Here is a 26881-nt window from a genome sequence, read left to right on the forward strand (position 1 = left end):
CGGAGACATGAGCACCGCACGTCAATCCACCACCCGCACGATCGCGGCCCACGGCGTCCTGATCCTGTACACGCTGATCGCGCTGTTCCCGGTCTTCGTGATCGTCGTCAACAGCTTCAAGTCGCGTCGCGCCATCTTCGCCGATCCGCTGGCGCTGCCGACAGCCGAAACCTTCGACCTGATCGGTTACCGCACGGTCCTGCAGCAGGGCGACTTCCTGCTGTATTTCCAGAACTCGATGATCGTGACGGTCGGCAGCCTGTTCTTTGTGCTGCTGTTCGGCGCGATGGCCGCCTTTGCGCTGTCCGAATATCGGTTCCGTGGAAATTCGCTGATGGGTCTGTATCTGGCGCTGGGGATCATGATCCCGATCCGGCTGGGAACCGTGGCGATCCTGCAGATGATGGTCGCCTCTGGGCTGGTCAACACGCTGACGGCGCTGATCCTGGTCTATACCGCGCAGGGGCTGCCGCTGGCCGTCTTCATCCTGTCCGAGTTCATGCGGTCCGTGTCGGACGATCTGAAGAACGCGGGTCGCATCGACGGGCTTTCCGAATACACCATCTTCTTCCGTCTGGTCCTGCCGCTGGTGCGGCCCGCCATGGCGACGGTCGCGGTGTTCACGATGATCCCCATCTGGAACGATCTGTGGTTCCCGCTGATTCTTGCGCCGTCCGAAGAGACGAAGACCATCACGCTGGGAAGCCAGGTGTTCATCGGGCAGTTCGTCACCAATTGGAACGCGGTGCTGGCGGCGCTGGGGCTGGCCATCGTGCCGGTGCTGGTCCTGTACCTGATCTTCTCGCGCCAGCTGATCCGCGGCATCACCGCAGGAGCCGTGAAATGATCCGTGTCCTTGTCGCCGGTCTGGGAAACATGGGCGTCAGCCATGCGCTGGCCTATCACCAGAACCCGGATTTCCAGATCGTCGGGCTGGTCAATCGCAGCCTGCCCGACCTGCCCGATGCGCTGCGGGACTATCCGCTGAGCCATGACTATGCCGAGGCGCTGGACCGGTTGAGGCCCGATCTGGTCTGCGTCGCGACCTATTCGGACAGCCATGCCGACTATGCGGTGGCGGCGATGCGGGCGGGCGCGCATGTCTTCGTGGAAAAGCCGCTGGCCACGACCGTCGCGGATGCGCAGCGTGTGGTGGATTGCGCCGTCGAAACCGGGCGAAAGCTGGTGGTCGGCTATATCCTGCGCCACCACCCAAGCTGGCAGCGGCTGATCGCCGAGGCACGCGATCTGGGCGGACCCTATGTGTTCCGGCTGAACCTGAACCAGCAGTCCAGCGGGCCGACCTGGGCGGTCCACAAGGCCCTGATGCAGACCACATCGCCGATCGTCGATTGCGGCGTGCACTATGTCGACGTGATGTGCCAGATCACCGATTCCGCCCCCGTCGAGGTGCGCGGCATGGGGTTGCGCCTGTCCGACGAGATCGCCCCCGAGATGTATAACTACGGCCATTTCCAGGTGATCTTCGCGGACGGGTCTTGCGGTTGGTACGAGGCCGGCTGGGGGCCGATGATGTCGGATACGGCCTTCTTCGTGAAGGATGTCGTCTCGCCCCAAGGTGCGGTCTCGATCCGGATGCCGCATGACGCGCGCTCGGACGATATCGACACCCACACCAAGACCTCGACCCTGCGCGTCCATCGCGTCGGGCAAGGTGACGAAGACCTGAACATGCAGGATGAACCCGGCCATCAGGATCTGTGCGACGCCGAACAGGCTTTCGTCGCCCGCGCCATCGCCGACGACATCGACCTGTCCCGCCATATGACCGACGCCGTCCGTTCGCTGGCCGTCTGCCTTGCGGCAGATGAAAGCGTGCGGACCGGCGCCCCCGTGAAATTGTGAAGGAGACCCCGATGGGAGCCCTGACCCTGAAAAACGTCACCAAGGCCTTCGGCAAGACCGAAGTCATCAAGGGTGTCGATCTGGACGTGAAAGACGGCGAATTCTGCGTGTTCGTTGGGCCTTCGGGCTGCGGGAAATCCACCCTGCTGCGGATGATCGCGGGGCTGGAGGACGTGACCTCGGGCGATGTCGAGATCGACGGAGAGCGGATCAACGATCTGGCCCCGGCCCGCCGAGAGATCGCGATGGTGTTCCAGTCCTATGCGCTTTATCCGCATTTGACGGTGCGCGACAACATGGGGCTGGCCCTGAAGCAGTTGGGCACGCCCAAGGCGCAGATCGTCGAGGCTGCCGACAAGGCTGCCGCGATGCTGGATCTGGGTCCGCTGATGGAGCGCAGGCCGTCGGAACTGTCGGGCGGCCAGCGGCAGCGTGTCGCCATCGGCCGCGCCATCGTTCGCACGCCAAAGCTGTTCCTGTTTGACGAGCCGCTGTCCAACCTGGATGCCGCGCTGCGCGTCGCCACCCGGATCGAGATCGCGCGGCTGCACCGCGATCTGGGCGCGACGATGATCTATGTCACCCATGACCAGGTCGAGGCGATGACGCTGGCCGACAAGATCGTGGTGCTGCGCGCGGGCCGGGTGGAACAGGTGGGCCGGCCGATGGATCTGTACAACGATCCCGACAACACCTTCGTGGCCGGGTTCATCGGCAGCCCGCAGATGAACTTCCTCAAAGCCGGATTGTTGGGCCTGTCATCCGACACGGTGGGCATCAGGCCCGAACATCTTGCCATCTCGGCGACCGAAGGCCCGATCGAAGGCAGCGTCAGTCATCTAGAGAAGCTGGGCGGCGAGACGCTGACCTATGTCCGCACGCCCGATCACGGATTGCTGACGGTGCGCCAGTTCGGCGAACATGATCACCCGGTGGACAGCACGGTCAGGCTGACGCCCGACCAGTCGCGCGCCTTTCATTTCGACGCCGATGGTCAACGGCTGCGCTAGACCGGATCAGCGCGAGTTGAAGGGCAGAGTGAATGAATAGCTGGACTCTGTCAGTCCGGCAGCGGCCGCCGGGCAGCGCGCCCGCTGCGCCCGACGCGCGATCTCGCGGTCGATGCGGGCATTGCCGGTCGATCCGGTGACGCGCGCGCCCTGAACACGTCCGTTGCGACCGATGGTGAGGGTGATCACGCCGCGAGTGCCGGGCGCGCCCGAGGTGCGGGCGATGCTGCGCAGCAGGCAGGACTTCAACTGCCCCTGCCAGCGGGCCATCAGGCTGGCGCGCTGGCCGGCGGTCAGGCCGCTGCCGCCTCCGCCGCCGCCCGATGATCGTTGCGTCGCGGTTCCGCCCGCGCCGCCGCCCTGCGTGGCCCGTCTTGGTTCGGCCGCCTGACGGGCGGGCTGCTGATGGCGTTGTGGCTGTTCGCGCTGAACCTCGCGACGGGGTTCGGGGTCGGGGCGCTGCGGTCGCCGCTGCGGGCGGTCGGACGCCTGCAGGGCCAGGGTCGGCTCGGCGTCGATCTGCGGCGGCTCGAAGCTTTGCAGCTCGGGCAGTTCGGGGTCGACAGACGCGGGTTGCGGTTCCGGCGGTTCGGGCAGGTTGGGTTGTGCCGGGCTAGGCTGGGGCGCGATCGGCTGCGGCGGCTGCATGGCCGCCGTCACCGGTGGCTCCTCTGGGGCGGGCGGTTCGATGTTGGGTTCGGCGATGTCTTCGGCTTGCTGCATTTGGGTCGCGGTCTCCGCCTCGGGCGGTCGTTCCCATTCTTTGACCAGATCCGCCATGTCGCCCGACCCCGCCGAGATCGGCGCCGGCGCGCTGTTCAGCGGAGCGCCTGCGGCGGGCGGATCGGTCAGGATCATGGCCGCCGCCGACACATGCAGCGCGGCGGCGATGGTCACGAACCCGGCGATTTCCCAACTGCGGTGCATTCGGTTCAACCTCCGTTCACGACCAGCTGCGCGCCGGTCTGGCTGATGTCGCGAAGACGCTTCAGCAGCGCGGCGATGCGCCTGGCCTCTGTGGCCCCATCGGCACGGATTTCCAGCGGCTCGTCGCTGTCGCGGGCCACGATCAGCGGCCAGACGGCGTCGCCGCGCGCCTCGTCATAGGCCAGTTCCCCTTCGGCAGAGACATACAGCACGCCGCGATCCTGCGACGGAAGATCCGAGGCGCTATCCGGCGGCGTCAGGTCGAACGGTTCAGGCGGGCTGAGCTGCGCGGTCAGCAGGAAGAACACCAGCAACAGGAAGACCACGTTGATCATCGGGATGATCGATTCGCTGCGCGGGCGCCGTTTGGGCATGTCGATCTGCATGGGGCTACTCGACCAGGATCATGTTCTGAAGACCGTCCCCGCGCAGCTGGTCCATGACATCCACCAGCCGTTGCAGGTCGGCGCCGTCGCGGGGCCGCAGGATCACCGCCGCATCCGCCGACGGCATCAGCGGCGCCAATTCGACGGCAAGCGCGTCGATATCGGTTGCCACGCCGTTCAGGCTGACCGTGTCGGGGGCGATGTCGATCAGCCTGGGCGCACCCTGCCATTCGCTGCCCGCGCCTTCGGCGCCGCCCGCGATCGGCAGAACCGCGTCCATCCCGAAGCGCGACGACAGCATGAAAAAGATCAGCAGCAGGAAGACGACGTCGATCATCGGCGTCAGCGACATGCGGCGCGGATGCGGGCGCGGGCCGAAATCGAAGCCGCCTGTGCTCATTCCGCGGCCTCGAACAGGCGCGGCTTGCGGGGGGCGTCGGGCGCCTTGACGAAGATGCGGGTCGCAAGATCCTCAAGATCGGCCTGCAACCGGTCGGCCAGCGATTCGAACCAGCTCAGCGCGATGCCCGCCGGGATGGCCACCGACATGCCTGCGGCGGTGGTCAGCAGCGCCTCCCAGATGCCGCCGGCAAGTGCCGAGGGATCGGCCCGGTTGCCGGATTCCTGCAAGACCTGAAACGCCGCGATCATCCCAAGCACGGTTCCCAGCAGCCCCAGAAGCGGCGCGATCGTCGAGATCAGTTCCAGCGCGCGCAACCCTTCGCGGGCGCGATACAGGGTCTGGCGGGCGACCCGGCCGGTTTCCTCGCGCGCCGTCTTGTCGTCAATGGCCGGATCCAGCGATGTGCCGATGGCGGCCTGTGCGACGCGCGCGCGCGCCGATGGGCGGCCCCGCACCTCGGCCAAGGCATCGTGCCTGCGGCCCTCGGCCCACAACGCCAGGGCGCGGCGCGAATGGCTGCCGCCCCACATCCCCAGCCGCCACAGCGACCACAATTTCCACAGCACGACGGCCAGCGTCAGGACCGACAGCGCGGCGATCAGCCACATGGTCCAGCCGCCGTCGCGGATCATCGCGATCAGCGGCAGGCTGGCAAGGGTGGGGGCGATGTCGTTCATCTGGGTCTCCGTCGGGATATGAGTCCGGTTGCGGGGGCTGCCGCCGCCGTCCCGGTGGGTGCGGCGGAAATGGTGCGACCTTGATGCGATATGGTGAAATTCATGACGTCCTCAGAAGCTGCGCGACAGGGAAATCTTGAAGTTGCGACCCGGGGCGGGGCCAGTCAGCCATGTCGCAGGGACGTAGTCGCGGTCGGTCACGTTGTCGATGCCCAGATTTACCTCGATCCCATGTGCGGGACCGGTTCGGGGCGTCCAGGTGGCAAAGATGTCATGGACCCCGTAACCCGACCGATGCGCGCCGCCGGGTTTGTCGCGGCCATCGGCCAGCGTGCTGCGCGCGCCAAGTCGCCAGGCCGGGCTTGCCTGCCATGCCGCCGACAGCACCACCCGATCGTTGGGCAGCGTGTCCAGTACCTTGCCATCCTGATCTTCGCCGTCCACGACAGACACCGCCGCACCAAGCTGCCAGCCGCCACTGCGATAGCTGGCCTCCAACTCGCCGCCGCGCAGATAGGCCCGGTCGATATTGATGTAGGCAGGGACCGGCGCGGGCATGTTGGTGCGCATGATCATGTCGTCGATATGGTTGCGGAACAGGGTCAGCTTCATAGCGGCCTCGTCGCCCGCGCGCAGCAGGTCGGCGGCCCGATAGCTGACACCGATCTCGATGTTCTTGCCCTTCTCGTCCTTCAGGCCGGGCGAGGCCGCACCGCCGGAGAATCCGTCATAAAGCTCGTCCACGGTGGGCAACCTGTTCACGAACGCGACCGATCCGAACACCGACCAATTGTCGTTCAGCCGATACATCAGCGCCACCTGCGGCTCTATCGATTCCGAATCGACACGGTCCGAAGACACCGTGACGCTGTCCTTGGGCTGGGTCCGCTGGCGTTCGTATCGCAGGCCGGAATTCATCGTGAACCGGCCCCAATCCATTTCTGACCAGGCAAAGACGGCCGCTGCGCGCGTATATCCTTCGGGATGCGAGGCCGAAAGGGTGGTGCTGGCCCGATCCTGTCGGAATGTTTCGGCGCCGACGGTCAGGAAATGGTCATGGCTGGCGGTGGACAGGTCCGCGGTATTCTGCGCCTTCAGCCGCCACAGCGCATAGTCACGCCGCCCCAGAAGACTGTCCATGATCGGCTCGGACGGGTCGTCGCCCTGCTGCACGTCCTTGATCGTGTTGGTGTAGGACAGCGTGACCTTTGTGTCGATGTAGCGGTTGTTGGCGGGGTTCCAGCCCCATTCCAGCCGCGCCACTTGATCGCGGGTCAGGATGTCGCCGACGCCCCAGCCGGTAAAGCCCGGAAACAGGCCGGGTTGAGCGCCTTCCAACTGGTTGAAATCCTGATCATCGCCCCTCGCTTCAAGATGCTGATACGACGCCTCTAGATAGTGATCGCCGAATGTCTTGCGCGCCTTCAGCAGCAGGTTGGGACTGTCGGAATTGGCCCGAACCAGCGTATCGCCATCGGGCGTTTCCGTCTCGCCCAGCTTGCGCCATGCGAAGGCGGCCAGCGCCTCGAAGCCCTCGGTCGGCCGCCAGCCCCAGGCGATGCTGCCGAACGCCGTGTCCGGGTTCGAGGCATAGCCCAGCTTGACCCGGCCGCCGCTGGTCCGGCCCTCGGAGATCACGTCCCCCGCGTCGATCGTCTCCATCGCGATCACGCCCCCCAGCGCGCCCGATCCATACAAGGTCGAGGCGCCTGGACCGCGCAGAACCTCGACCCGTTTCAGGAAATCCGGTTCCACGAACAGCGAACCCTGGCGATAGGATTCATAGTATTTCTTTTCGCCGTCGATCAGCTGAACGATCCCGGCTTCGGATGCCGCCGTGCCGGATGAGCCAAAGCCGCGGATGTTGAAACCCTGTCCGAAAAAGCTTGAGGAACCGACGCCTGCGACACCCGGCACCGTTGCCAGCACGTCGCCGATATTGCCCGGCTGCAGATCGTCCAGATCCTGATCATCGATCACGCTGACCGATTGCGGGACCGAGGACGCAACCTTCTGGGTGCCGGCGCGCAACACGATCGGATCCAGCGGAATGCTGTTTCCTTCCTGCTGTGCGTGGGCCGGTGCGGCCAGATATGTCGTTCCAAGCAGCAAGGCGATCGCCTTTTTCGTCATGTTCATACGCCATTCCCTCGCAAAGCGTTGTCGTGAACTCGCTTGCGGATGCTGGCGTCTTGCGTCGGCTAATTATTCTTACTAAAGATGTCAAGAATGGCAACCGGCGCTGCTGCCGGATGCCGGCGGACTTGCATGATGCAGAGGCAGTTGATGAACGATCTGACCCCGGCGCGCCTGCGCGAACTGAAACGCGAGGCAACGATCCGACCTTTCGATCTGGCCGAACAGCTGGGTCTGCCCGAAGCCGCGCTGGTCGAGGCCGATCTTGGGCAGGGCGCGACCCGCCTTGACCCCGCGCTGGCCCGGCTGATCCCGGCCATCGGCGCGCTGGGCGAGGTGATGGCGCTGACCCGCAACAGGTCCTGCGTGATCGAGAAGGTCGGAACCTATAACGATTTCCATGACGGCGATCATGCCGCGATGACGCTTGATCCCGAAATCGACCTGCGGATGTTCCCGTCGCGCTGGGTGCATGCCTATGCGGTGGAAACCGAAGGCAAGGATGGTCCGCGCCGGTCGGTCCAGGTGTTCAACAGGGCCGGGGATGCCGTTCACAAGGTGCATCTGCGCGCCGGGTCCGATCTGCGCGCGTGGCAGGCATTGCGCCGCGGCCTGGCCCTGGATGACCAGCAGACCTTGTCCGAGTTCGGCCAGCGCGCGGCCCCGATGGGGGCGAAGATCGCCGAGGGCCGCGCTGACACGCTGCGCGCCGAATGGGTGAAGATGACCGACACTCATCAGTTCAATGCACTGGTGGCGCGGCTGAAGATGAACCGTCTTGGGGCCTATCGCACGGTCGGTGCCCCGCATGCACGGCCCTTGACTGCCGGCGCGGTTCCCGCCCTGTTCGACGCTGTCCGCGATCAGGCCCAGCAGGTGATGCTGTTCGTCGGAAATCTGGGCTGTATCCAGATCCATTCCGGTCCGATCCGCAACATTCAACCCTTGGGTCCGTGGCTGAATGTGCTGGACGACCGTTTCAACCTGCATCTTCGCGCAGACCACATCACCGAGGTCTGGCTTGTCGACAAGCCTACCAAGCGCGGTCCCGCCATCTCGGTCGAGGCGTTCGACGGGGACGGAGACCTGGTATTCCAGTGTTTCGGGATGCGCCCCGAGAAGGGCGGCGACGCCGAAGGCTGGGCCCGGTTGGTGGCAGGTTTGCCCGCGGCGGAGCATGCATGAAACTGATCGCCGCCCGTGTCGCAATCCCGCACGTTCCCCGTCTGATCCGGGCGATGCTGCCGTTCGCCGCTTCGGCGGTCCTGCTGGCACAGGCTGCCTTCGCTGACCCGCATCCCGGTGCCCGGCGTGTCCTGTCGATCGGCGGCTCGGTCACCGAGATCGTCTATGCGCTGGGGCAGCAGGACCGTCTGGTGGCGCGCGACACGACCTCCAGCTATCCGCCCGAGGCCGAGACACTGCCGGATGTGGGATATATGCGCGCGCTGTCGCCCGAGGGTGTGCTGTCGGTCGAACCCGATCTGATCCTGGCCGAAGATGGGGCCGGACCGCCCGAAACCATCGCCGTGCTGCAAGAGGCGGGAATCCCGTTCGAAACGATTCCCTCGGGCACCAATGCCGAAGGGCTGGCCACGAAAATCCGCGCGGTTGCCGAGGCGCTGGGTGTTCCAGACACCGCCACGGATGTGATCGCCGCGCTGCGCGCCGATCTTGATGCACTGGCCGATGTCGTCGCCAAGCCGCAGAAACGGCGGGTCATGTTCATCCTGTCGGCGCAGGGCGGCCGGATCATGGCATCGGGGCAGGGGACCGAGGCCGAGGCGATCATCCAGCTTGCCGGGGCCGAGAACGCGGTTCAGGGATTCCAGGGCTACAAGCCGATCACCGACGAGGCGATCACCGCTGCTGCCCCCGATGTGATACTGATGATGCAGCGTGGCGAGGCGACCGCCAGCCACGATTCCCCCGATGCCGAGCTGCTGTCCATGCCCGCCTTGTCCACGACCCCGGCGGCAACGACCGGCACGGTGATCCGCATGGACGGGCTTTATCTGCTGGGGTTCGGGCCGCGCACCGGACGCGCCGCACGGGATCTGCACGACGCCATCTACGGACAAGGCTGATGGTCGCGCTGGCGCCGCCGCAGGCCTACAGTCAGGCGGGCGACCGCCGCCATCTGGGCCGCGCCCTGGCCATCTGGCTGGGTCTGCTGTTGATCGCGGTGTCGCTGCTGTCGCTTGGCCACGGCGCATCGGGCGTGTCGGCATCCGCGGTGATGGGCGACTGGCTTGCGGGGCGCGACCTGTCTGCGACCGACCGGGTGGTTCTGTTCGACATCCGCCTACCGCGTCTGCTGACGGCCGTGCTGGTCGGCGCGGCGCTGGCCGTGTCCGGCGCGGTGATGCAGGGGCTGTTTCGCAACCCGCTGGCCGATCCTGGACTGCTTGGGGTCAGCGCGGGTGCCTCGCTGGGGGCGATTGCGGCGATCGTGCTGGGCGGGCTGCTGCCGCCGGCGGTCGCGGCCTTCGCCGGTTGGCATCTTGTGCCGCTGGCCGCCTTTGCAGGAAGCTGGCTTGCGATGGTCGCGTTGTATGCCATTGCGACGCGGCAGGGTCGCACCTCGGTCGCCACCATGCTGCTGGCCGGGATCGCGCTGGCGGCGATGATCGCGGCGGTATCGGGGTTGATGATCTATCGTGCCGACGACGATCAGCTGCGTGACCTGACCTTCTGGGGGCTGGGCTCACTGGCCGGGGCAAGTTGGACCAAGCTGTCCGCGGCCGGACCGGTCATCATCCTGGCGCTGGTCGCCGCGCCGTTTCTGGCGCGCGGCCTGAACGGGTTGGCCCTGGGCGAGGCGGCAGCCGCCCATGTCGGTCTGAGGGTTCAGCGGATCAAGGCTGCCTGCATCCTGTCGGCCGCGGCGGCGACCGGCGCATCGGTCGCGATATCTGGCGGGATCGGCTTTGTCGGCATCGTCGTGCCGCATTTGCTGCGGCTGATCGCCGGGCCGGATCATCGCTGGTTGCTGATTAATTCCGGACTTCTGGGCGCGTCCGTGCTGATCGCCGCCGACATGATCAGCCGCAGTGTCGTGGCCCCCGCCGAACTGCCCATCGGGATCGTGACCGCGATGATCGGCGGTCCGTTCTTCATGTGGGTGCTGCTGAGCAATCGCCGGGTGCTGGACGCATGAGCCTGCGCGCCCGGTCCCTGCATCTGTCGCTTGGCGGTCGGCAGGTTCTGAACGGTATCGGCCTGACTGCGCGACCGGGCCATTTCAGCGCGATCATCGGACCGAACGGATCCGGCAAGACCACGCTGCTGCGCGCCCTGACGGGCGAGATCGCACCGCAGGGCGGCACGATCACCCTGAACGGTCAGCCGATCGACCGGCTTGCCCCCGAAACCCTTGCGCGCAGACGCGCGGTGCTGCCGCAGCACAGCGCACTGGGGTTTTCCTTCAACGTGGCCGAGATCGTCAGCATCGGCCTTGCCACACATGTCGGAACCGAGGCCGAGCGCGCCCGCCTGATCCGCGCCGCCCTTGGCCTTGTGGGACTGCCGGGACATGCGGGGCGACTGTGGCAGGAACTGTCCGGAGGGGAACAACAGCGCGTGCAACTGGCCCGCGCGCTGGTGCAGGTCTGGCAGCCGGTCGGCTCCGACGGTCCGCGCTGGCTGCTGCTGGACGAACCCGTCAGTAGCCTCGACATCGCGCAACAACTGACGGTGATGCGGCTGGCGCGCGACTATGCAACGCGCGGTGGGGGCGTGATCGCGGTCATGCACGACCTGAACCTGACGGCGATGTTCGCGGACCATGTTCTGCTGATGCAGGACGGTCGTGCCCTGGCCGAGGGGCGGCCCGCCGATGTCATCACCGACGATTTGCTGTCGCGCGCCTATGGCTGCGCCCTGCGGGTTCGGCACGCGCCCGAGGATGGCGTCTGGTTGCTGCCCCATGGCGCTGTTGCCTGACCGGATTTTCGCCGCTTGGAGCGCATATCGGTGATCCCGACGAAAAACGGGGCGGCAATGCCGCCCCGGTCTTGATATCCGCACTGTCGTGGATGTTACCTCGTCACAGCAGATACAGAAGCCCGCCGACGACGATGCCGACAATCAGCAACTGCACGACGCAGAATCCCATGATGTCTCGGGGTTTCAGACCGGCAATGCCCAGCATCGGCAGTGCCCAGAAGGGTTGCAGAAGGTTGGTCCAGGCATCGCCCCAGGCAACGCCCATCGCGACATGCGCGACATCTGCCCCCAGTGCCTCGGCTGCGGGCAGCATAACCGGCGCCTGCACAGCCCATTGCCCGCCGCCCGACGGCACGAAGATATTGACGATACCCGCGCTGATGAAGCTCCAGAACGGCAGGCTATCGGCGGTCGAGATCGACACGAACCATTCCGACAGGCTGGCCGCAAGCCCGGTATCGGTCATGATCGCCATGATGCCGGCATAGAACGGGAACTGGATCACGATTCCCGCGCCGCCGCGCACACCGTCATCCAGCGCGGCCAGCAGGCTGCGCGGCGTGCCGTGACACAGGATCCCAAGGAACAGGAACAGGAAGTTCACCACATTCAGGTTGATGCCTCCGCCACCGGCGAAATAGGTGGCCAGCCAGATCAGGCCCGGCACGCCGATCAGCCACATCAGCACGGGGCTGTTTTCCAGCCGCTCGGCCGGGGTGGCGTGCGGGGGCAGTGCCGACCGTCTGCTGTCATCCGCCAGCTTGGCCGGATCAACCAGCACCTGTTCCGATTCCAGCGGCAGCATCAGCCGGTTGACCAGCGGCACCACGATCAGCACGGCGATGACGATGACCAGGTTCCAGGGCGAAAAGATTGTCTGTGCAGTTGGAATCACCCCTATCCGATCCTGGGTGAAATGTCCCTCGGTCGCGATGGTCAGCGGGATCGAGCCCGAAAGGCCGCCATGCCAGATCACGAAACCGGAATAGGCGGCCGCCACCAAAAGGCGATAATCCACCCGGATCTGCCGCGCCAGTTCCTTGGCGAAGATCGCCCCCACAACAAGGCCGAACCCCCAGTTGATCCAGCTGGCCGCCAGCGAAACCACGCTGACCAGAATGATCGCCGACCCGCGCGACGTGGCCAGACCCGCCACCCATTGCAGGATCCGTCTGACCGGTGGCGAACTGGCCAGGATGAAGCCGGTGACCAGCACCAGCAGCATCTGCATCGCAAACTGCAGCAGCGACCAGAACCCGTTGCCCCAGATCCCGATCAGCGCGACCGGGGTGACATCCTGCGTCACCATCGCCGCCAGCGCAGCGACCAGCGTCAGGATGATGACGAAGATGAAGGCGTCCGGCAGCCAGTTCTCCATCAGTCGCGTCGCGGGACGCGAAAGCACTCTGAGCATGTGATTTTCCTCCGCTATCTGTAGGCAGGCTGTGGCAGGGCGTCACAAAAGACAAGCCCGTGTGCGGGTTCAGTTCTCGCGGAACGCCCGGTTGAAATAATCGGCTAGCGGCTTCAGCAGATAGGCCATCGGACTGCGTTCGCCGGTCTGGATATACACCTCGACCGGCATGCCGGGAATCAGGGCAAGATCGCCCAGCTTCTCGCGTTCTTCGGGTGGGATCGTCACTTCGGCGCGGTAATAGGGGGTGCGCGTGGCCTCGTCCATCAGCGCATCGGCGGACACACGGTCCAGCCGCCCGTCGATCTCGGGCGTGGTGCGCGAGGAGAAGGACGAGAACCGCAGCACCACGGGCTGGCCGACACTGACCTCATCCACGTTGATCGTGGCAAGTCGGGCGCCGATAACCAAGGGCCGGTCCTGCGGGATGATATACAGCAGCGGATCCGCAGGGCGAATGACCGAACGCGGCGTGGTCACCGTCAGGTCATAGATCAACCCGGCGACCGGGGCGCGAATGTCCAGCCGATCAAGCTGTTCGATCAGGCTGCGGCGGCGCTCGGCCAGTTCAAGCTCGCGATAACCCTGATCGCGCAGCTGGGTTTCGGCCTCTTCGCGCCGTTCGGCGGCCAGGCGAAGACGCTGGATGTCCAGTTCGGTCTGGCGGGTTTCGGCCTGGGCGCGGCTGGCCTGCAATTCGCCTAGCTGTCCGTCCAGCCGCGCCGCTTCGCGTTGCAGCGCCAGAACCCGCGACGCCTGGGCCAGGCCGCGCGACAGCAGGCTTTGCTGGTCTTCAAGCTCTTCACCGATGAATTCGCGCTGCTTGCCAAGGGCGTCGATCTGCGCGTCGATGCCGACCACCTGCGAACTGACCTGTTCGGCCTGCTTCTGCAACTGGTCAAGCGATTGCCGCTGGGTGTCGCGCCGTGATTCGAACAGGCTGCGCTGGCCCGCGATCAGGCTTTTCAGATCGTCGTTCGATTCAGCGACCTCAAGCAAATGCTCGGGGAAAGTGATCTCGGTCGCGTCCGCACGTTCGGCCTCAAGCCGGCCCCTGCGCGCGAGAATCTCGAAATACTGACCTTCGACGATGGCAAGTTCGGTCGAAAGCAGCGTGCCGTCTAGGCTGATCAGCAGATCGCCTGCGGCCACCGACTGACCTTCGGTGACGGCGATCTTCTGCACTACGCCGCCATCGGGGTGCTGGACCACCTGACGCTGCCGCTCCACCTCGACCTGGCCGGGGGCGACGACCGCGCCCGCGATCCGGCTTTGCGAGGCCCACAGCCCGAAGCCGCCGAACAGAACGAAGATCGCCACGATGCCCAGCATCAGCGGGCCGCGGACCGGCCATCGCCCATCATCGGGTTGCGCGATGGGCGCGGGCGGAGGCGGAGGCGATGGCGGCGGCACATGACCGGATCGCGGCGGCGTCGGCGCGCGACCCGAGGGCGCGCCGGGGCCGGGCCTGTTGCCTGCCTCTCCGGCCATGCGGGCAGCGCCTTGACGGGGTTGCGTGCCTGCTGCGGGTTCCTGCGGTCGTGTTGTCTGGCTTGCCACCGGCTCGCTCAGCCGCAATGGGCGTTCGGTGGGCGTTGTTCCTGCGGGATCGGCAAGACGCTTCCCGTCATCGGAAGCGCCGTCCTTGCGGTCATCATCGCTCATGTCACGCCTCCGCTGCGGCCGGTTTCCTGCGCCTTCCTGATCTGCGCCGAATTCTGAACCATTTCCTGCAAGACCTGATCGCGCGGGCCAAAGGCGCGGCGAACGCCCTGTTCCATCACCAGCAGCAACTCGCATTCATTGATCGCGGCGGGCCGGTGAGCCATGATGATGACGACCCCGTTCTGCGCCTTCACGCGGCGGATCGCTGCATTCAACGCCTCGGACCCCTGATTGTCGAGATTCGAGTTCGGTTCGTCCAGCACCAGCATCACCGGGTCGGGATACAGCGCCCGTGCAAGGCCAATCCGCTGGATCTGACCCCCCGACAACCGGCCCGATGTCTGGCTGATCCGCGTGTCATAGCCCTGCGGCAGATCAAGGATCATCTGATGCGCGGCGGCGGCGCGTGCGGCGCGCACCACGCGGTCGGGATCGGGGTTCGGCGTCAGGCGGGCGATGTTTTCCGCGATGGTTCCGTCGAACAGGGTTACCTGTTGCGGCAGATATCCGATCAGCGCACCCATCACGTCGGGATCGAACTGATCCAGCGTCGCGCCGCCAAGCCGGATCGATCCCGCACCAACCGGCCACGCGCCGATCAGCGCCCGCGCAAGTGTCGTCTTGCCAGCCCCGGACGGGCCGATCACGCCCATCGCCTGTCCCGGCGCGACGGAAAAGCTGACACCGCGCAGGGTGGCGACGCCCTGACCCGGCGGGGCGACGGAAAGCTGGCGGACATCCAGTCGCGCCTCGGGGCGCGGCAGCGGGGTCCGCGGTTTCTCGGCTGGCTGGCGCGACAACAGGCGCGACAGCCGCTCCCAACCATCCTGCGCGGCCTGGACGACAGCCCAACCGCCGACCAATTGTTCGACCGGCGCCAGCGCCCGGCCCATCATGATGGAACTGGCGATCATCGCGCCCGGGGTGATTTCCTGACGCAGCACAAGATAGGCGCCTGCGGCCAGCATCGCGCTTTGCAGAAACAGCCGGAAGCTGCGCGAAAAGACGGTGAAGCCGGATGAGACATCTGCGCCGCGAACCGCATTTTCCTGCGCCTCGGCGCGCGCCTTGCGCCAGCGGGCGAAGGTCGCGCCTCGCATTCCAAGCGCGCCAATGACCTCGCCTTCGTCACGATACAGATCCGCCATGCGCTGCGCCTGTGTCGCGGCCACGGCAGAACTTTGCAGCGGGCGGCGCGTCATCCAGCGGTTCAGGATGGTCGACACAACAAGGATCAGCCCGCCGATCGTGGCTACCACGCCCAGAAGCGGATGAAACATGTAGACCGCAGCGAGAAAAAGCGGCGCCCAGGGCAGGTCGAACATGGCCAGCATCACCGGCGAACCGGTAAACCGCTGCACCGCGTCCAGATCGCGCATGCCGCTGGCGGTTGCGGCGGATTCGTCGCCGGTGATCGCGCCTTCGCGCAGGGCCGCGGTGAACACCCGCCCCTCCATCCGGTCCTGAAAGCGCGCGGCGATTCGCTGGGTCACGCGGTTCCGGGCCAGATCGACCACGCCCATCAGCAGAAACAGGAACATCACAAGGATGAACAGCGCCACCAGCGTTTCCTGTGATCGTGATCCCAAAACCCTGTCATAGACCTGCAGCATGAACAGCGGTCCGGTCAGCATCAGCAGGTTGACCACGGCTGAAAATACCGCGACCGCCGTGAACAGCGGCAGCCCGGCGGCGCGCGCGCTGCGCAGCTCGCGGCTGCCACTTTCGGAAAATGGCGCCTTGCTCATCGCTGTGCCGTCCTCATCCCGTGTCCCGTCACTTTGTGTTCAGTCCTGCCGCCGTCCTGTTCGCCGGACTTGCCGCCGACCGCCCGGCCCATTATCCCCCGTCGGAAGCGATCTGTCAGCACCTGTAAGGCATGCTTTGCCTTTACGCCCAGAAGATTAGGAAATCCTTTGCGTCCCAGTCTCCGCCGCATGGCCATTCCCGCAGCTTTTCTGATCGCCGCCCTTGCGGGATGCGCGTCGAAACCTGTGATGCAGGACGGCATCCGCGTCAATGACCCTTACGAAGCGCAGAACCGGCAGATCCACGACTTCAACAAGGCGGTCGACGCCAGGCTGATCGGGCCGGTGTCGCGGCTGGCGTCGACCGGAGGCGACGACGCGGCATCCGATACGGGCCAGCCGGGCGCGCTGGATCTGGTCATCAACATGGGGTCGAACCTGTCGCTTCCGGGCAAGGTGGTGAACAGTCTTCTGCAGGGCCGCCCCGGTCCAGCGACACGGAACTTCTTCAGATTCGCGGTCAATTCCACGCTGGGGATCGGCGGCATGTTCGATCCGGCCGGCAGCGATTTCGGCCTGCCCGAGGAGGACACCGATTTCGGTGAGACGCTGGCCGTCTGGGGCGTGCCCGAAGGCGCCTATGTCGAACTGCCGGTGCTTGGCCCATCGACCCAGCGCGACGCGGTTGGCAAGGTGGTCGATCTGGCGATCGACCCGATGTGGTCGATCCTGCAGACGGACCGGCAGCGCGCGCTGGCGTTCGGTCTGCGGGCCGGCGCGAAAGCCGGGGATCGGGCGCGGTTCGGGGATACCGTGGACAGCGTCCTTCGTGACAGTGCCGACAGCTATGCTCAAACGCGGCTCATCTATCTGATGCACCGCCGCCACGATCTGGGAGAGGAATCCAGTGACATCGACCCATACGCGGACCCCTATGCCGACGCTGCCGCAATCGACCCCTATGAACAGTGACCGCCGCCATGTCCTGGCGCTGCTTGCCGGTGTGGCGGGCGGGGCCTTTCTGGGCGGGCGACCCGCCATGGCGCTTGACGCCGCACAGGCGCGGGCGCTGATCGACACCGCACTGGGCGAGGTTTATGCGGTCATCAATTCGGGCCAGCAGCCGGCCCGGATGTATCAGCAGTTCGAAACGATCTTCACGCGATATGCGGATGTGGACATCATTGCGCGATCGGCGCTGGGACCGCCCGCGCGGCAGATCAGCGCCGGGCAATTCGCCGCCTACCGGCAGGCGTTCCAAGGGTATATCGGCCGGAAATATGGCAAGCGTTTCCGGGAATTCGTCGGATCGCGGATCGAGGTGAATGGCGCACGGCCCCTGAAAAGCTTCTATGCGGTCACCTCGGTCGCCTATCTGAACGGGCGTGCGCCGATGGAGGTCGAATGGCACGTGTCTGACAAATCCGGGCGCGACCTGTTCTTCAACATCATTATCGAGGGCGTGAACATGCTGGCCAGCGAACGCGCCGAGATCGCGGCCATGCTGGCGGCGCGGCGCGGCGATGTCGCGACCCTGACGAAGGATCTGCAACAGGCCGGCTAGAAGACGCCGCCCGGTTGCGTGGCGACACAAGGACGGAGATACCAATGACGATATCGATCTATCTTTCGGGCGAGATCCACACCGGCTGGCGCGACGACATCATCCAGGGCTGCGAAGCGGCGGGATTGGACATGCGCTTTTCGGCCCCTGTGACCGATCACGATGCCTCGGATGATTGCGGGGTCAGAATCCTGGGGGGCGAACCCGACAAGTTCTGGCACGACAACAAGGGCGCAAGGCTGAACGCGATCCGGACGCGGAAAGGCATCGCCGATGCCGATATCGTCGTGGTGCGCTTCGGTGACCGCTACAAGCAGTGGAACGCGGCGTTCGATGCAGGCATGGCCGCCGCGCTTGGCAAATCCATCATCGTGCTGCACGGCCCCGAACATCAGCACGCCCTGAAAGAGGTTGATGCCGCCGCGCTGGCGGTTGCCGAGACACCCCAACAGGTGGTGCAGATCCTGACCTATGTCGAGCGCGGCACGCTGCCGGGCTGACACAGACAAAGGAACGGGCCGCGCCGGATGACATCATCCATGCGCGGCCAAGGCGCCTTGGCGCCGTCAGTTTCCGCCCAGAATACCGTTCAGCGCGCGGCTTAGCGCGTCATCCGAACTGGCACTGCTGCTGGACCCAGGGGTCTGTGGCGCGCCGCTGCCGCCGACCTCGGTCGGGGCGGTAATGACACGTCCGCCGCCATTCTGTGCCGCGCGGCGCTGGCTGTCGACACCGTTCATCACGCCTGCCAGAGCCGCGGCCAAAGGATCATCGGCCGACCCCGACGTAACCACCTTCGGCATTCCCTGACCCTGCGACATGATGATGCCGCTGCCGTCGGGCGAGACGGTGGACAGGGGCAGGACCGGCAGACCGTCGTGGATCTCGCTCATCACGGCCTGCCAGATCTCGGCCGGCAGCCCACCGCCCGTTACACCCTTGAGCGGCGTGTTGTCGTCGTAGCCCATCCAGACGCCGGTCACGTATTGTTCGGTAAAGCCCACGAACCACGCGTCGCGATAGCTGCTGGTCGTGCCGGTCTTGCCCGCCGCGGGCCGATCACCCAGTTGTGCGCGGGTGCCGGTGCCCGATGCGATCACCTGCTGCATCATGTAGATCAGCTGACCGGCGGCGCGCTGGCTGATGACCCGCGCACCCATGCCGCCCATCTGTCCCATCAGCGGCTGATCGTCGCCCTTGATGTTCAGTTCGACCAGGCCATAGGGCGCGACCGACGTGCCGCCATTGCGGATCCCTGCGTAGGCGCCGGTCAGTTCCAGCAACGTCGCTTCCGACGCGCCAAGCCCAAGAGAGGGGCTGCTGGTCAGGTTGCTGACGATCCCGAAATCATGCGCGACGCGGCGCACGGCGTCACGGCCGACGGATTCCTGCACCCTGATGGTCGCCGTGTTCAGCGACCGTTTCAGCGCGTCGGTCAACGTGACCGGGCCATAGAAGCGGCGCGTATAGTTCTGCGGCGACCACGTCCGCCCCCCCGACATCCGGATGGTGAGCGGGCCGTCCTGCACGATGTCGGACGGTGAATGCCCGGCCTCGAGCGAGGCCGCATAGACGAAGGGCTTGAAGCTGGAGCCGGTCTGCCGCTTGGCCTGGATCGCGCGGTTGAATGCGCCATTCACCGTCGTGTCGCGTCCGCCGATCATGGCGCGCACGGCGCCGTCGGCCGACATGACCACGACGGCGACCTGCGCCTTGCTGCCTTCCTTCACCTTCTCGTCGAAGATCCGCTTGACCGCCCGTTCCGCTGCCCGCTGGATACGCTGGTCGAAGGTGGTCTTGACGGTCACGTCCTCGGTCGTCTCGCTGGTCAGGAAGCCGGGACCGGTCTCCATCACCCAATCCGCGAAATATCCGCCCGCGCGTTCCGATGCGGCCCTCGACAGCACGGCGGGGTTCGCCTTGGCCTCGGCGAACTGGGTATCATCCAGATAGTCCTGTTCGTGCATCAGCCCCAGGATCACGCTGGCGCGGTCCTGGCTGCGTTGCAGGTTCGCGGTCGGCGCGAAATAGCTGGGCGCTTTCAGCAGACCGGCCAGCATCGCGGCTTCGGCCGGCGTCACATCGGTGGCCGGCTTGTTGAAATAACGCTGGCTGGCGGCTTCGAACCCGCGCGCCCCGGCACCCAGATAGGACCGGTTCATGTAGATGTTGAGAATGTCGTCCTTGGAATACTTGGCTTCCAGCGCCAGCGCGAACGGCACTTCCTTGACTTTGCGCCACAGGCTGCCGACGCGGCAGTCGGCCTCGAATTCGGCCTCGTTCTTCCAGCGGATCGGATCGAAGGTCTCGCCAAGGCACAGAAGCTTGGCGACCTGCTGGGTGATGGTCGAACCGCCATTGCCTTCCAGCGGGCCGCGGCCCTCGGCAAGGTTGATCCTGATCGCGCCGGCGATGCCGCGCGGGCTGACGCCCAGATGGCTGAAGAATCGCCGGTCTTCGGTCGCGACCACGGCCTGACGTAGCACCGGGGCGATCTTGTCGCTGGTGACGGTGCCGAATGTCTCGCCGCGCCAGGCAAAGACCCGGCCCTCGTGGTCCAGCATGGTGACGCTGCCGCGTGCGCGTGCGTCGAACAGATCCTCTGGCTCGGGCAGGCCGGTGTAGTAATAGGCCGATGCCGCGCCGATGATCAGCAGCACGACCATGGTCAGCCGCCAGACCGACCCCCAGATGATCCGCCAGATCAGGCTGACCGTGCCGGTGATCGCGCGCACCACGGCATTCCCGCGCCGTTTGGGGCGCGTGCTGTGCCTTTTGACGCCGGTTTTCTTGCCGTCGGAAGGCTTCGATAAACCGCGCTTGTCGGCAACGGGACTGCGTCCCGTGCGTTTCGGGGTGCCAGTGGGTCGTTTCATGCGTAGGGTGCCTGCGTCTCTGCCGGGCCGGTTGTTACGGCCAAATTGCGCGACAGCATACAGCAATAATCGGGGTGAGGGAATTGACCTGACCAATCCGTGATTTCGGCGAAACAATACTGCCCGTTCCGGCGATCCGGCGGTGCTGGGCCACGCCCTTCCGGGATTCGTTTGGCGGCATACCTGATACGCCTTGCTGATGCATGACGGGCCCTTGGTTCTGCCAAAGGCTGTGCCCGTGCGCCCGCGACCTGCCGACACTTCGTGCAGTTCGATGACATTCTGACTGTTTTTAGGGCAGATTCTGTTTCTGCGATGCGGCGCGCCGCCCATCTCTTGTGCAGATGGGGGCTAACTGGGGATCAAAGCCAGAGTAAGCGGCCCTCCTGGCGGTCGCTCCACCAGAAGACAGGTGACGACTGATGAAAAAGATGATCCCCGGACTGGTCGCGGCCCTTGTGCTGACTGCGCTGCCCGCCATCGCGCAGGATGCCGCCGCCACGCCCGACCCCGCCGCCGCCCCGGCCGTCAGCGCCGATGTGGCCTATATCTTCAACACGCTGCTGTTCCTGATCGGCGGCTTCCTGGTGATGTGGATGGCCGCAGGCTTTGCCATGCTGGAGGCGGGGCTGGTCCGGTCGAAGAACGTCACCACGCAGCTGTTCAAGAACATCTCTCTGTTCGCGATCGCGGGCATCATGTACTGGGTCATCGGCTATAACCTGATGTATCCGTCCGACTGGACCGTGCCGGGAATCATCGGCGAGATCTTCAGTCCCAAGGGCATCGATGCGGTCGGCACGGGTGTCGCGGATGACGGCTATTCCGCCGGATCGGACTTCTTCTTCCAGCTGATGTTCTGTGCGACGACCGCCTCGATCGTCTCCGGCACGCTGGCCGAGCGCGTGAAGCTGTGGCCGTTCATGATCTTCACCGTCATCCTGACCGGGGTCATCTACCCGATCGAGGCCAGCTGGCAGTGGGGCGGCGGCTTCTTGTCCGAGATGGGCTTCTCGGACTTCGCCGGATCGACGCTGGTTCATGCCACGGGCGGCTTCGCGGCGCTGGCGGGGGCAATCGTGCTGGGCGCGCGTTACGGCAAGTATCGTCCGGACGGCAGGTTGCAACCGATGCCGGGTTCGAACCTTGCCCTGGCCACGCTCGGGACGTTCATCCTGTGGCTGGGCTGGTTCGGCTTCAACGGTGCCTCGCAATTGGCCATCGGGTCGGTCAATGACGCGGCCGATGTCAGCCGGATCTTCGTGAACACGAACATGGCCGCCTCGGCCGGTGCCATTGCCGCGGTCATCACCACGCAACTGCTGTATGGCAAGATCGACCTGACGATGGTCCTGAACGGGGCGCTGGCCGGTCTGGTGTCGATCACCGCCGAACCCCTGACGCCCTCGATCTTCGCGGCCTTGCTGATCGGCGGTGTGGGCGGTGCGATCGCGGTGTTCGTGGTTCCGATGCTGGACAAGTTCAAGATCGACGATGTCGTCGGTGCGATCCCGGTCCACCTTGTGGCGGGCGTCTGGGGCACCATCATCGTTCCTGCCACCAACCCGGACACCAGCTTCGTCACGCAGATCATCGGCGTGGTCGCAATCGGGGCCTTCACCTTCGTCGTCAGCCTGGTGATTTGGCTGATCCTGAAGGCGACGATGGGCATTCGCGTGGACCGCGAGGCCGAGATCACCGGGCTGGATATCTCGGAGATGGGGATGGAAGCCTATCCCGACTTCGTCCAGGCAAAATAAACTCAGGGTCTCTTCCCGGAGAGAGGGCGGGCCGCGCAAGCGGTCCGCCCTTTCGGTACCGAAGGGGGCAAAGTCGAAACCAGCAGGATCTGTGCGGGCGGTGCTGGTCAGGCGACGCGGCTGACGACGAAATCGGCCAGATCGGACAGCATGTCGCGGATCGGATGGTCGGGCAGCGGCGTCAATGCATCCCTTGCGCGCGCGGCCCAGTCCAATGCGTCTTCGCGCGCGGCCTGCATCGCGCCATGGCGTGCCAGCAGTTGCAGGGCGTGTTCAAGATCGCCCTCGCGCTGATCACCCTTCTCGATGGTCCGGACCCAAAAGGCGCGTTCATCCGCGTCGGCCAGGGCCACCGCCTTGATTACCGGCAGGGTCAGCTTTCGTTCGCGGAAATCGTCGCCGACATTCTTGCCGATGGTCTGCGTCGCGCCGCCATAATCAAGAAGGTCGTCCACGATCTGGAACGCGATCCCCAGCGCGTCACCGTAATCATGCAGCGCCTGAACCTGCGCCTCGGGGGCGCCTGCGATCACGCCGCCGACCTCGGTCGCGGCCGAGAACAGCGCAGCGGTCTTGCCGCGGATCACCTGCAGATACACGTCCTCGTCGGTTCGCAGATCCTGCGCTGCGGTCAGTTGCAGCACCTCGCCTTCGGCGATCGTCGCGCTGGCATTCGCAAGGATTTCCAGCGTGCGCATATTGCCCGGTTCGACCATCAGCTGGAAACTGCGTGCAAACAGGTAGTCGCCGACCAGAACCGAGGATTTGTTGTCCCACAGCAGGTTCGCCGTCGGCCGTCCGCGGCGCTGGCGACTTTCGTCGACCACGTCGTCATGCAGCAGCGTGGCGGTATGGATGAATTCGACCGTCGCGGCCAGATGAACGTGATAGGGACCGTCATACCCGGCGAGTCTGGCCGCCGCCAAGGTCAGCATCGGGCGCAGCCGTTTGCCCCCGGCTTCTACCAGATGCGCCGTGACTTCGGGGATGCGGGGGGCGTGGCGGCTGGCCATGCGTGCGCGGATCAGTGCGTTCACGGCCTCCATTTCGGCCGCCAAAGCCTCTGACAACCGATCCAGCGGTTTCTGGACGTCTTCTTGCACACCCATGCCCACACCCCGTTATGCAGGCCAACGCATTGCCACGCCATCGACAAATTCGCAACCGCCCCTTACCTGTTTCATCATGAAAGAGCTTTTGCGCAGCACCGACCCCGTCCGCATCTCGCGCGTCCTTGACCTGCTGGACAGCGAAGGGATTCCCGCCTTCGAGATGGACCAGCACATGAGTGTCCTTGAGGGTTCCATCGGGATTTTGCCGCGCCGGGTGATGGTCGCGGATCGCGACGAATTCATGGCGCGCGCCATTCTGCGCGACGCGGGACTGGATGACTGAGACCCGGGAAGACGGCTTTCTGGACGGGCGATTGCGCATCGTACAGCCGACGCGCGGCTATCGCGCGGGCGCGGATGCGGTGATGCTTGCCGCGGCTTGCCCGGCGCGGGCCGGACAGGCCGTTCTGGAACTGGGCTGCGGCGTGGGCGTGGCCAGCCTGTGCCTGGGGTGGCGGGTGCGGGATCTGCGCCTGACGGGGATCGAGATCCAGCCGGACTATGCCGATCTGGCGCGGCACAATGCCGCAACCAACAACATCCCCTTCAGCGTGGTGACCGGCGATCTGACGTCGCCGCCCTCGGGCGTGCGCGATGCAAGCTTCGATCATGTGATCGCCAATCCGCCCTTTTTTCAGGGGGGCACCGCCGCCCTCGATCCGGGCCGCGCGATCGCGCGGCAGGAACACACGCCACTTGAAGGTTGGATCGATGCCGGACTGCGGCGGCTGTTGCCCGGCGGCACTCTGAGCCTGATCCAGCGCGCCGACCGACTGGATTCGGTCATCTGCGCGTTGTCCGGCCGTGCCGGGGCGATCACTGTCCTGCCGATCGCGGCACGCGAGGGGCGAGAGGCCGGGCGCATTCTGCTGACCGCGCGCAAGGGGGGGAGGGCGCCGCTGCGGCTGCTGGCGCCCTTCGTGATGCATGGTGCGGCGCGGCACAATACCGACGCCGAGGATCTGACGCATGCCGCGCAAGCGGTGCTTCGCCGGGGTGAGCCGATCACGGCGCTGTTTACGAAAGTCTCGTGACAGAATCGAAAAGCTGTGCTGCAATTGTCTTGTTCGACACAACCACAGAGGAGGACGCGATGTCGGTTACTTCCCATGTCGAGGAGCTGCGCAGGAAGCACAATGCTCTTTCGGAAGCCGTTGAAAAGGCGCAGAAAAGTCCGGGAGCAAGCGATTTGGAAATTTCTGCGATGAAGCGCGAGAAGCTTCGCATCAAGGAAGAAATCACCCGGCTGTCCCACTGATCCGTTGAACGGTGAACTGTTTGCAAAAAGGCCCGCGCGATCCGCGCGGGCCGTCTTTGTTTCAGGCCGCGGGATCAGGCGAAATACTGCCCGCCATTCGCGCTGATGGTGGATCCGGTCACGAACCCCGCGTCGTCCGACGCCAGGAAAACCACGGCGCGGGCGATTTCCTCGGGTTCGCCCAGGCGCCCGACGGGGATCTGCGCGATGATGGATTCGCGCACCTTCTCGGGCACCGCCATCACCATTTCGGTCGCGATATAGCCGGGGCAGATCGCATTGACGGTGATGTTGTTGCGCGCGCCTTCCTGCGCCAGGGCCTTGGTAAAGCCCAGATCACCCGCCTTGGCGGCCGAATAGTTGGCCTGCGCGAACTGCCCCTTCTGGCCGTTGATCGAGCTGATATTGATGATGCGGCCGAACTTGCGATCGCGCAGACCCGGCCACAGCGGATGGGTCATGTTGAAGATGCCGCTGAGGTTGGTGTCGATGACTTCCTTCCACTGCTGCGGCGTCATCTTGTGGAACGGCGCATCGCGGGTGATCCCGGCATTGTTGACCAGGACCGCGATCGGGCCAAGTTCATCCTCGACCTGCTTGATGCCAGCAGCGCAGGCGTCGTAATCGGCGACCGACCATTTGTAGGTCTTGATGCCGGTTTCGTCGGTGAAGGCCTTCGCGGCTTCGTCATTGCCGGCATAGTTCGCGGCAACGGTATAGCCCGCGTCTTTCAGCGCCTTGGAAATAGCCGCGCCGATTCCGCGCGAACCTCCTGTGACCAATGCAACCTTCGACATGTTTCCCCCCTTCCGGAAATGGTATTCAGGCAATCTTGTTACTGATCAGATGCTGGACGCGCAAGATCATTGCGCGTCCATGTGGATGGTTCAACGTTCGACGCACAGCGCGACGCCCATGCCGCCACCGATGCACAGCGTGGCCAGGCCCTTCTTGGCGTCGCGGCGCTTCATTTCGAACAGAAGCGTGTTCAGCACGCGGCAGCCCGACGCCCCGATCGGATGGCCGATGGCAATGGCGCCGCCATTCACGTTCACGATGGACGGGTCCCAGCCCATGTCCTTGTTCACAGCGCAGGCCTGTGCGGCAAAAGCCTCGTTCGCCTCGACCAGGTCCAGGTCACCGACGCTCCAGCCGGCCTTTTCCAGTGCCTTGCGGCTGGCCGGGATCGGGCCGGTGCCCATGATCGCCGGGTCCAGACCAGCGGTCGCATAGGACGCGATGCGGGCCAGCGGCGTCAGTCCGCGGCGCGATGCCTCTTCCTCGGTCATGACCATTACGGCCGCCGCGCCGTCATTCAGCCCCGAGGCGTTGGCGGCGGTGACCGAGCCTTCCTTGGCAAAGGCCGGTTTCAGCTTCTGCATCGCATCCAGTGTCGCGCCGTGGCGGATATATTCGTCCTTGTCCACGACGATGTCGCCCTTGCGGGTCTTGACCGTGTAGGCGACGATTTCATCGTCAAAACGGCCTTCCTTTTGCGCCGCCTCGGCCTTGTTCTGGCTGGCGACGGCGAATTCGTCCTGCTGGTCGCGGCTGATCGACCATTTCTCGGCCACGTTCTCGGCCGTCTGGCCCATGTGGTAATTGTTGAACGCGTCCCACAAACCGTCACGAATCATTGTGTCGATCATCTTCATGTCGCCCATCTTCTGGCCGGCGCGAAGATAGGCGGCGTGCGGCGCCAGGGACATGCTTTCCTGCCCTCCGGCCAGCACGATCTTTGCATCGCCCAGAATGACCTGCTGCGCGGCCAGCGCGACGGCGCGCAACCCCGACCCGCAGACCTGGTTGATCAGCCAGGCGGCGGATTCCTGCGGCAATCCGGCATTGATATGGGCCTGACGGGCAGGGTTCTGGCCCTGGGCGCCAGTCAGCACCTGGCCCAGAATGGTCTCGCTGATTTCGGCCGGATCGACGCCCGCGCGGGCAACCACCTCTTTCAGCACCGCGGCGCCAAGGTCATGGGCGGGCACATTGGCAAACGATCCAAGAAAACTGCCGACCGGGGTGCGGGCGGCGGAAACGATTACGGCTTTGGTCATGGCGAGCTCCTTACCATCGACGCCGAAACTTCGGCGAATCGATGTCAGGATGCGGGTTCGTGCCGTCGCGT

26 protein-coding genes are annotated in these 26881 nt (G+C 65.3%); 14 read left to right on the forward strand and 12 right to left on the reverse strand.

What is annotated here, in order from left to right; all coding sequences use genetic code 11:
* The first annotated feature begins 7 nt into the window (after positions 1-7).
* From MU516_RS01090 to MU516_RS01100, 3 genes are read left to right on the forward strand one after another with little or no spacing between them, the layout of a single operon-like run.
* Positions 8-847, forward strand: coding sequence for a carbohydrate ABC transporter permease (locus MU516_RS01090; RefSeq protein ID WP_260275364.1), 840 nt, complete (start codon positions 8-10; stop codon positions 845-847).
* Positions 844-1866 (forward strand): Gfo/Idh/MocA family protein, encoded by a 1023-nt coding sequence (locus MU516_RS01095; protein ID WP_260275365.1) that lies wholly within the window; start codon positions 844-846, stop codon positions 1864-1866. The genes MU516_RS01090 and MU516_RS01095 overlap by 4 nt, the downstream gene beginning before the upstream one ends.
* Positions 1867-1877: 11 nt before the next feature.
* A complete protein-coding gene (locus tag MU516_RS01100) occupies positions 1878-2876 on the forward strand; it encodes an ABC transporter ATP-binding protein (RefSeq protein ID WP_260275366.1) in 999 nt (332 codons plus the stop codon).
* 6 nt (positions 2877-2882) lie between these two features.
* On the opposite strand, the gene MU516_RS01105 is transcribed toward MU516_RS01100, so the two are convergent.
* The 5 genes from MU516_RS01105 to MU516_RS01125 form a co-directional block, all read right to left on the reverse strand.
* Positions 2883-3803 carry a hypothetical protein gene (locus MU516_RS01105; RefSeq protein ID WP_260275367.1) on the reverse strand — a complete coding sequence of 307 codons (921 nt, stop codon included), beginning with the start codon at positions 3801-3803 and terminating at the stop codon, positions 2883-2885.
* Between the two features lie 5 nt (positions 3804-3808).
* A complete protein-coding gene (locus MU516_RS01110) occupies positions 3809-4177 on the reverse strand; it encodes a biopolymer transporter ExbD (RefSeq protein ID WP_260275368.1) in 369 nt (122 codons plus the stop codon).
* A 16-nt stretch (positions 4178-4193) separates the two neighbouring features.
* A complete protein-coding gene (locus tag MU516_RS01115; protein WP_260275369.1) occupies positions 4194-4589 on the reverse strand; it encodes an ExbD/TolR family protein in 396 nt (131 codons plus the stop codon).
* Positions 4586-5269: a MotA/TolQ/ExbB proton channel family protein gene (locus MU516_RS01120; RefSeq protein WP_260275370.1), complete on the reverse strand. Its 684-nt coding sequence runs from the start codon at positions 5267-5269 to the stop codon at positions 4586-4588. Before MU516_RS01120 ends, MU516_RS01115 begins: the two co-directional genes overlap by 4 nt.
* A 111-nt stretch (positions 5270-5380) precedes the next feature.
* Positions 5381-7408 carry a TonB-dependent receptor domain-containing protein gene (locus tag MU516_RS01125; RefSeq protein WP_260275371.1) on the reverse strand — a complete coding sequence of 676 codons (2028 nt, stop codon included), beginning with the start codon at positions 7406-7408 and terminating at the stop codon, positions 5381-5383.
* 147 nt (positions 7409-7555) lie between these two features.
* On the opposite strand from MU516_RS01125, the gene MU516_RS01130 reads away from it, so the two are divergent.
* From MU516_RS01130 to MU516_RS01145, 4 genes are read left to right on the forward strand one after another with little or no spacing between them, the layout of a single operon-like run.
* Positions 7556-8590, forward strand: coding sequence for a hemin-degrading factor (locus MU516_RS01130; protein ID WP_260275372.1), 1035 nt, complete (start codon positions 7556-7558; stop codon positions 8588-8590).
* Positions 8591-8643: 53 nt separating this feature from the next.
* Positions 8644-9492 carry a heme/hemin ABC transporter substrate-binding protein gene (locus MU516_RS01135; protein WP_425606799.1) on the forward strand — a complete coding sequence of 283 codons (849 nt, stop codon included), beginning with the start codon at positions 8644-8646 and terminating at the stop codon, positions 9490-9492.
* The gene (locus tag MU516_RS01140) at positions 9492-10565 is read left to right on the forward strand and encodes a FecCD family ABC transporter permease (protein WP_260275374.1); all 1074 of its coding nucleotides are present in this window, start codon (positions 9492-9494) and stop codon (positions 10563-10565) included. The genes MU516_RS01135 and MU516_RS01140 overlap by 1 nt, the downstream gene beginning before the upstream one ends.
* Positions 10562-11350, forward strand: coding sequence for a heme ABC transporter ATP-binding protein (locus MU516_RS01145; protein ID WP_260275375.1), 789 nt, complete (start codon positions 10562-10564; stop codon positions 11348-11350). The genes MU516_RS01140 and MU516_RS01145 overlap by 4 nt, the downstream gene beginning before the upstream one ends.
* Positions 11351-11453: 103 nt before the next feature.
* On the opposite strand, the gene MU516_RS01150 is transcribed toward MU516_RS01145, so the two are convergent.
* From MU516_RS01150 to MU516_RS01160, 3 genes are all read right to left on the reverse strand, one after another.
* Positions 11454-12767, reverse strand: a complete 1314-nt coding sequence (locus MU516_RS01150; protein WP_260275377.1) for a short-chain fatty acid transporter — start codon at positions 12765-12767, stop codon at positions 11454-11456.
* Between the two features lie 69 nt (positions 12768-12836).
* Positions 12837-14099: an HlyD family type I secretion periplasmic adaptor subunit gene (locus tag MU516_RS01155; RefSeq protein ID WP_260275725.1), complete on the reverse strand. Its 1263-nt coding sequence runs from the start codon at positions 14097-14099 to the stop codon at positions 12837-12839.
* Between the two features lie 329 nt (positions 14100-14428).
* Positions 14429-16180, reverse strand: a complete 1752-nt coding sequence (locus MU516_RS01160; protein WP_260275378.1) for a type I secretion system permease/ATPase — start codon at positions 16178-16180, stop codon at positions 14429-14431.
* Between the two features lie 189 nt (positions 16181-16369).
* On the opposite strand from MU516_RS01160, the gene MU516_RS01165 reads away from it, so the two are divergent.
* Genes MU516_RS01165 through MU516_RS01175 form a run of 3 tightly spaced genes read left to right on the forward strand, consistent with a single transcriptional unit; the run spans position 16370 to position 18244 of the window.
* Complete coding sequence (locus tag MU516_RS01165) at positions 16370-17152, forward strand: MlaA family lipoprotein (RefSeq protein WP_260275379.1); 783 nt, start codon at positions 16370-16372, stop codon at positions 17150-17152.
* Complete coding sequence (locus MU516_RS01170; RefSeq protein ID WP_260275380.1) at positions 17142-17744, forward strand: MlaC/ttg2D family ABC transporter substrate-binding protein; 603 nt, start codon at positions 17142-17144, stop codon at positions 17742-17744. The genes MU516_RS01165 and MU516_RS01170 overlap by 11 nt, the downstream gene beginning before the upstream one ends.
* Before the next feature lie 44 nt (positions 17745-17788).
* Positions 17789-18244: a YtoQ family protein gene (locus MU516_RS01175; RefSeq protein ID WP_209054739.1), complete on the forward strand. Its 456-nt coding sequence runs from the start codon at positions 17789-17791 to the stop codon at positions 18242-18244.
* A gap of 66 nt (positions 18245-18310) precedes the next feature.
* Here the strand turns inward: MU516_RS01175 and MU516_RS01180 are convergent, their stop codons facing one another.
* Entirely contained in the window at positions 18311-20620 is a 2310-nt protein-coding gene (locus MU516_RS01180; protein ID WP_260275381.1) for a transglycosylase domain-containing protein, read from the reverse strand.
* A 422-nt stretch (positions 20621-21042) separates the two neighbouring features.
* On the opposite strand from MU516_RS01180, the gene MU516_RS01185 reads away from it, so the two are divergent.
* Complete coding sequence (locus MU516_RS01185; RefSeq protein ID WP_260275382.1) at positions 21043-22380, forward strand: ammonium transporter; 1338 nt, start codon at positions 21043-21045, stop codon at positions 22378-22380.
* 107 nt (positions 22381-22487) lie between these two features.
* Here the strand turns inward: MU516_RS01185 and MU516_RS01190 are convergent, their stop codons facing one another.
* A complete protein-coding gene (locus MU516_RS01190) occupies positions 22488-23489 on the reverse strand; it encodes a polyprenyl synthetase family protein (RefSeq protein WP_260275383.1) in 1002 nt (333 codons plus the stop codon).
* 76 nt (positions 23490-23565) lie between these two features.
* Between MU516_RS01190 and MU516_RS01195 the strand changes: the two genes are divergently transcribed.
* From MU516_RS01195 to MU516_RS01205, 3 genes are read left to right on the forward strand one after another with little or no spacing between them, the layout of a single operon-like run.
* On the forward strand, positions 23566-23775 hold the full coding sequence (locus MU516_RS01195) for a putative signal transducing protein (RefSeq protein ID WP_260275384.1): 210 nt from the start codon (positions 23566-23568) through the stop codon (positions 23773-23775).
* Positions 23768-24526, forward strand: a complete 759-nt coding sequence (locus tag MU516_RS01200; protein ID WP_260275385.1) for a tRNA1(Val) (adenine(37)-N6)-methyltransferase — start codon at positions 23768-23770, stop codon at positions 24524-24526. The genes MU516_RS01195 and MU516_RS01200 overlap by 8 nt, the downstream gene beginning before the upstream one ends.
* Positions 24527-24585: 59 nt before the next feature.
* Positions 24586-24750 carry a YdcH family protein gene (locus tag MU516_RS01205; protein WP_209054986.1) on the forward strand — a complete coding sequence of 55 codons (165 nt, stop codon included), beginning with the start codon at positions 24586-24588 and terminating at the stop codon, positions 24748-24750.
* A 74-nt stretch (positions 24751-24824) separates the two neighbouring features.
* Here the strand turns inward: MU516_RS01205 and phbB are convergent, their stop codons facing one another.
* Together phbB and MU516_RS01215 are read right to left on the reverse strand one after the other, a co-directional pair.
* Positions 24825-25547 carry a beta-ketoacyl-ACP reductase gene (phbB, locus tag MU516_RS01210; protein ID WP_260275386.1) on the reverse strand — a complete coding sequence of 241 codons (723 nt, stop codon included), beginning with the start codon at positions 25545-25547 and terminating at the stop codon, positions 24825-24827.
* A 90-nt stretch (positions 25548-25637) separates the two neighbouring features.
* Positions 25638-26810 carry an acetyl-CoA C-acetyltransferase gene (locus MU516_RS01215; protein ID WP_260275387.1) on the reverse strand — a complete coding sequence of 391 codons (1173 nt, stop codon included), beginning with the start codon at positions 26808-26810 and terminating at the stop codon, positions 25638-25640.
* Positions 26811-26881 lie beyond the last annotated feature (71 nt).

The organism is Paracoccus maritimus, from assembly GCF_025195095.1.
Taxonomy (GTDB): domain Bacteria; phylum Pseudomonadota; class Alphaproteobacteria; order Rhodobacterales; family Rhodobacteraceae; genus Paracoccus; species Paracoccus maritimus.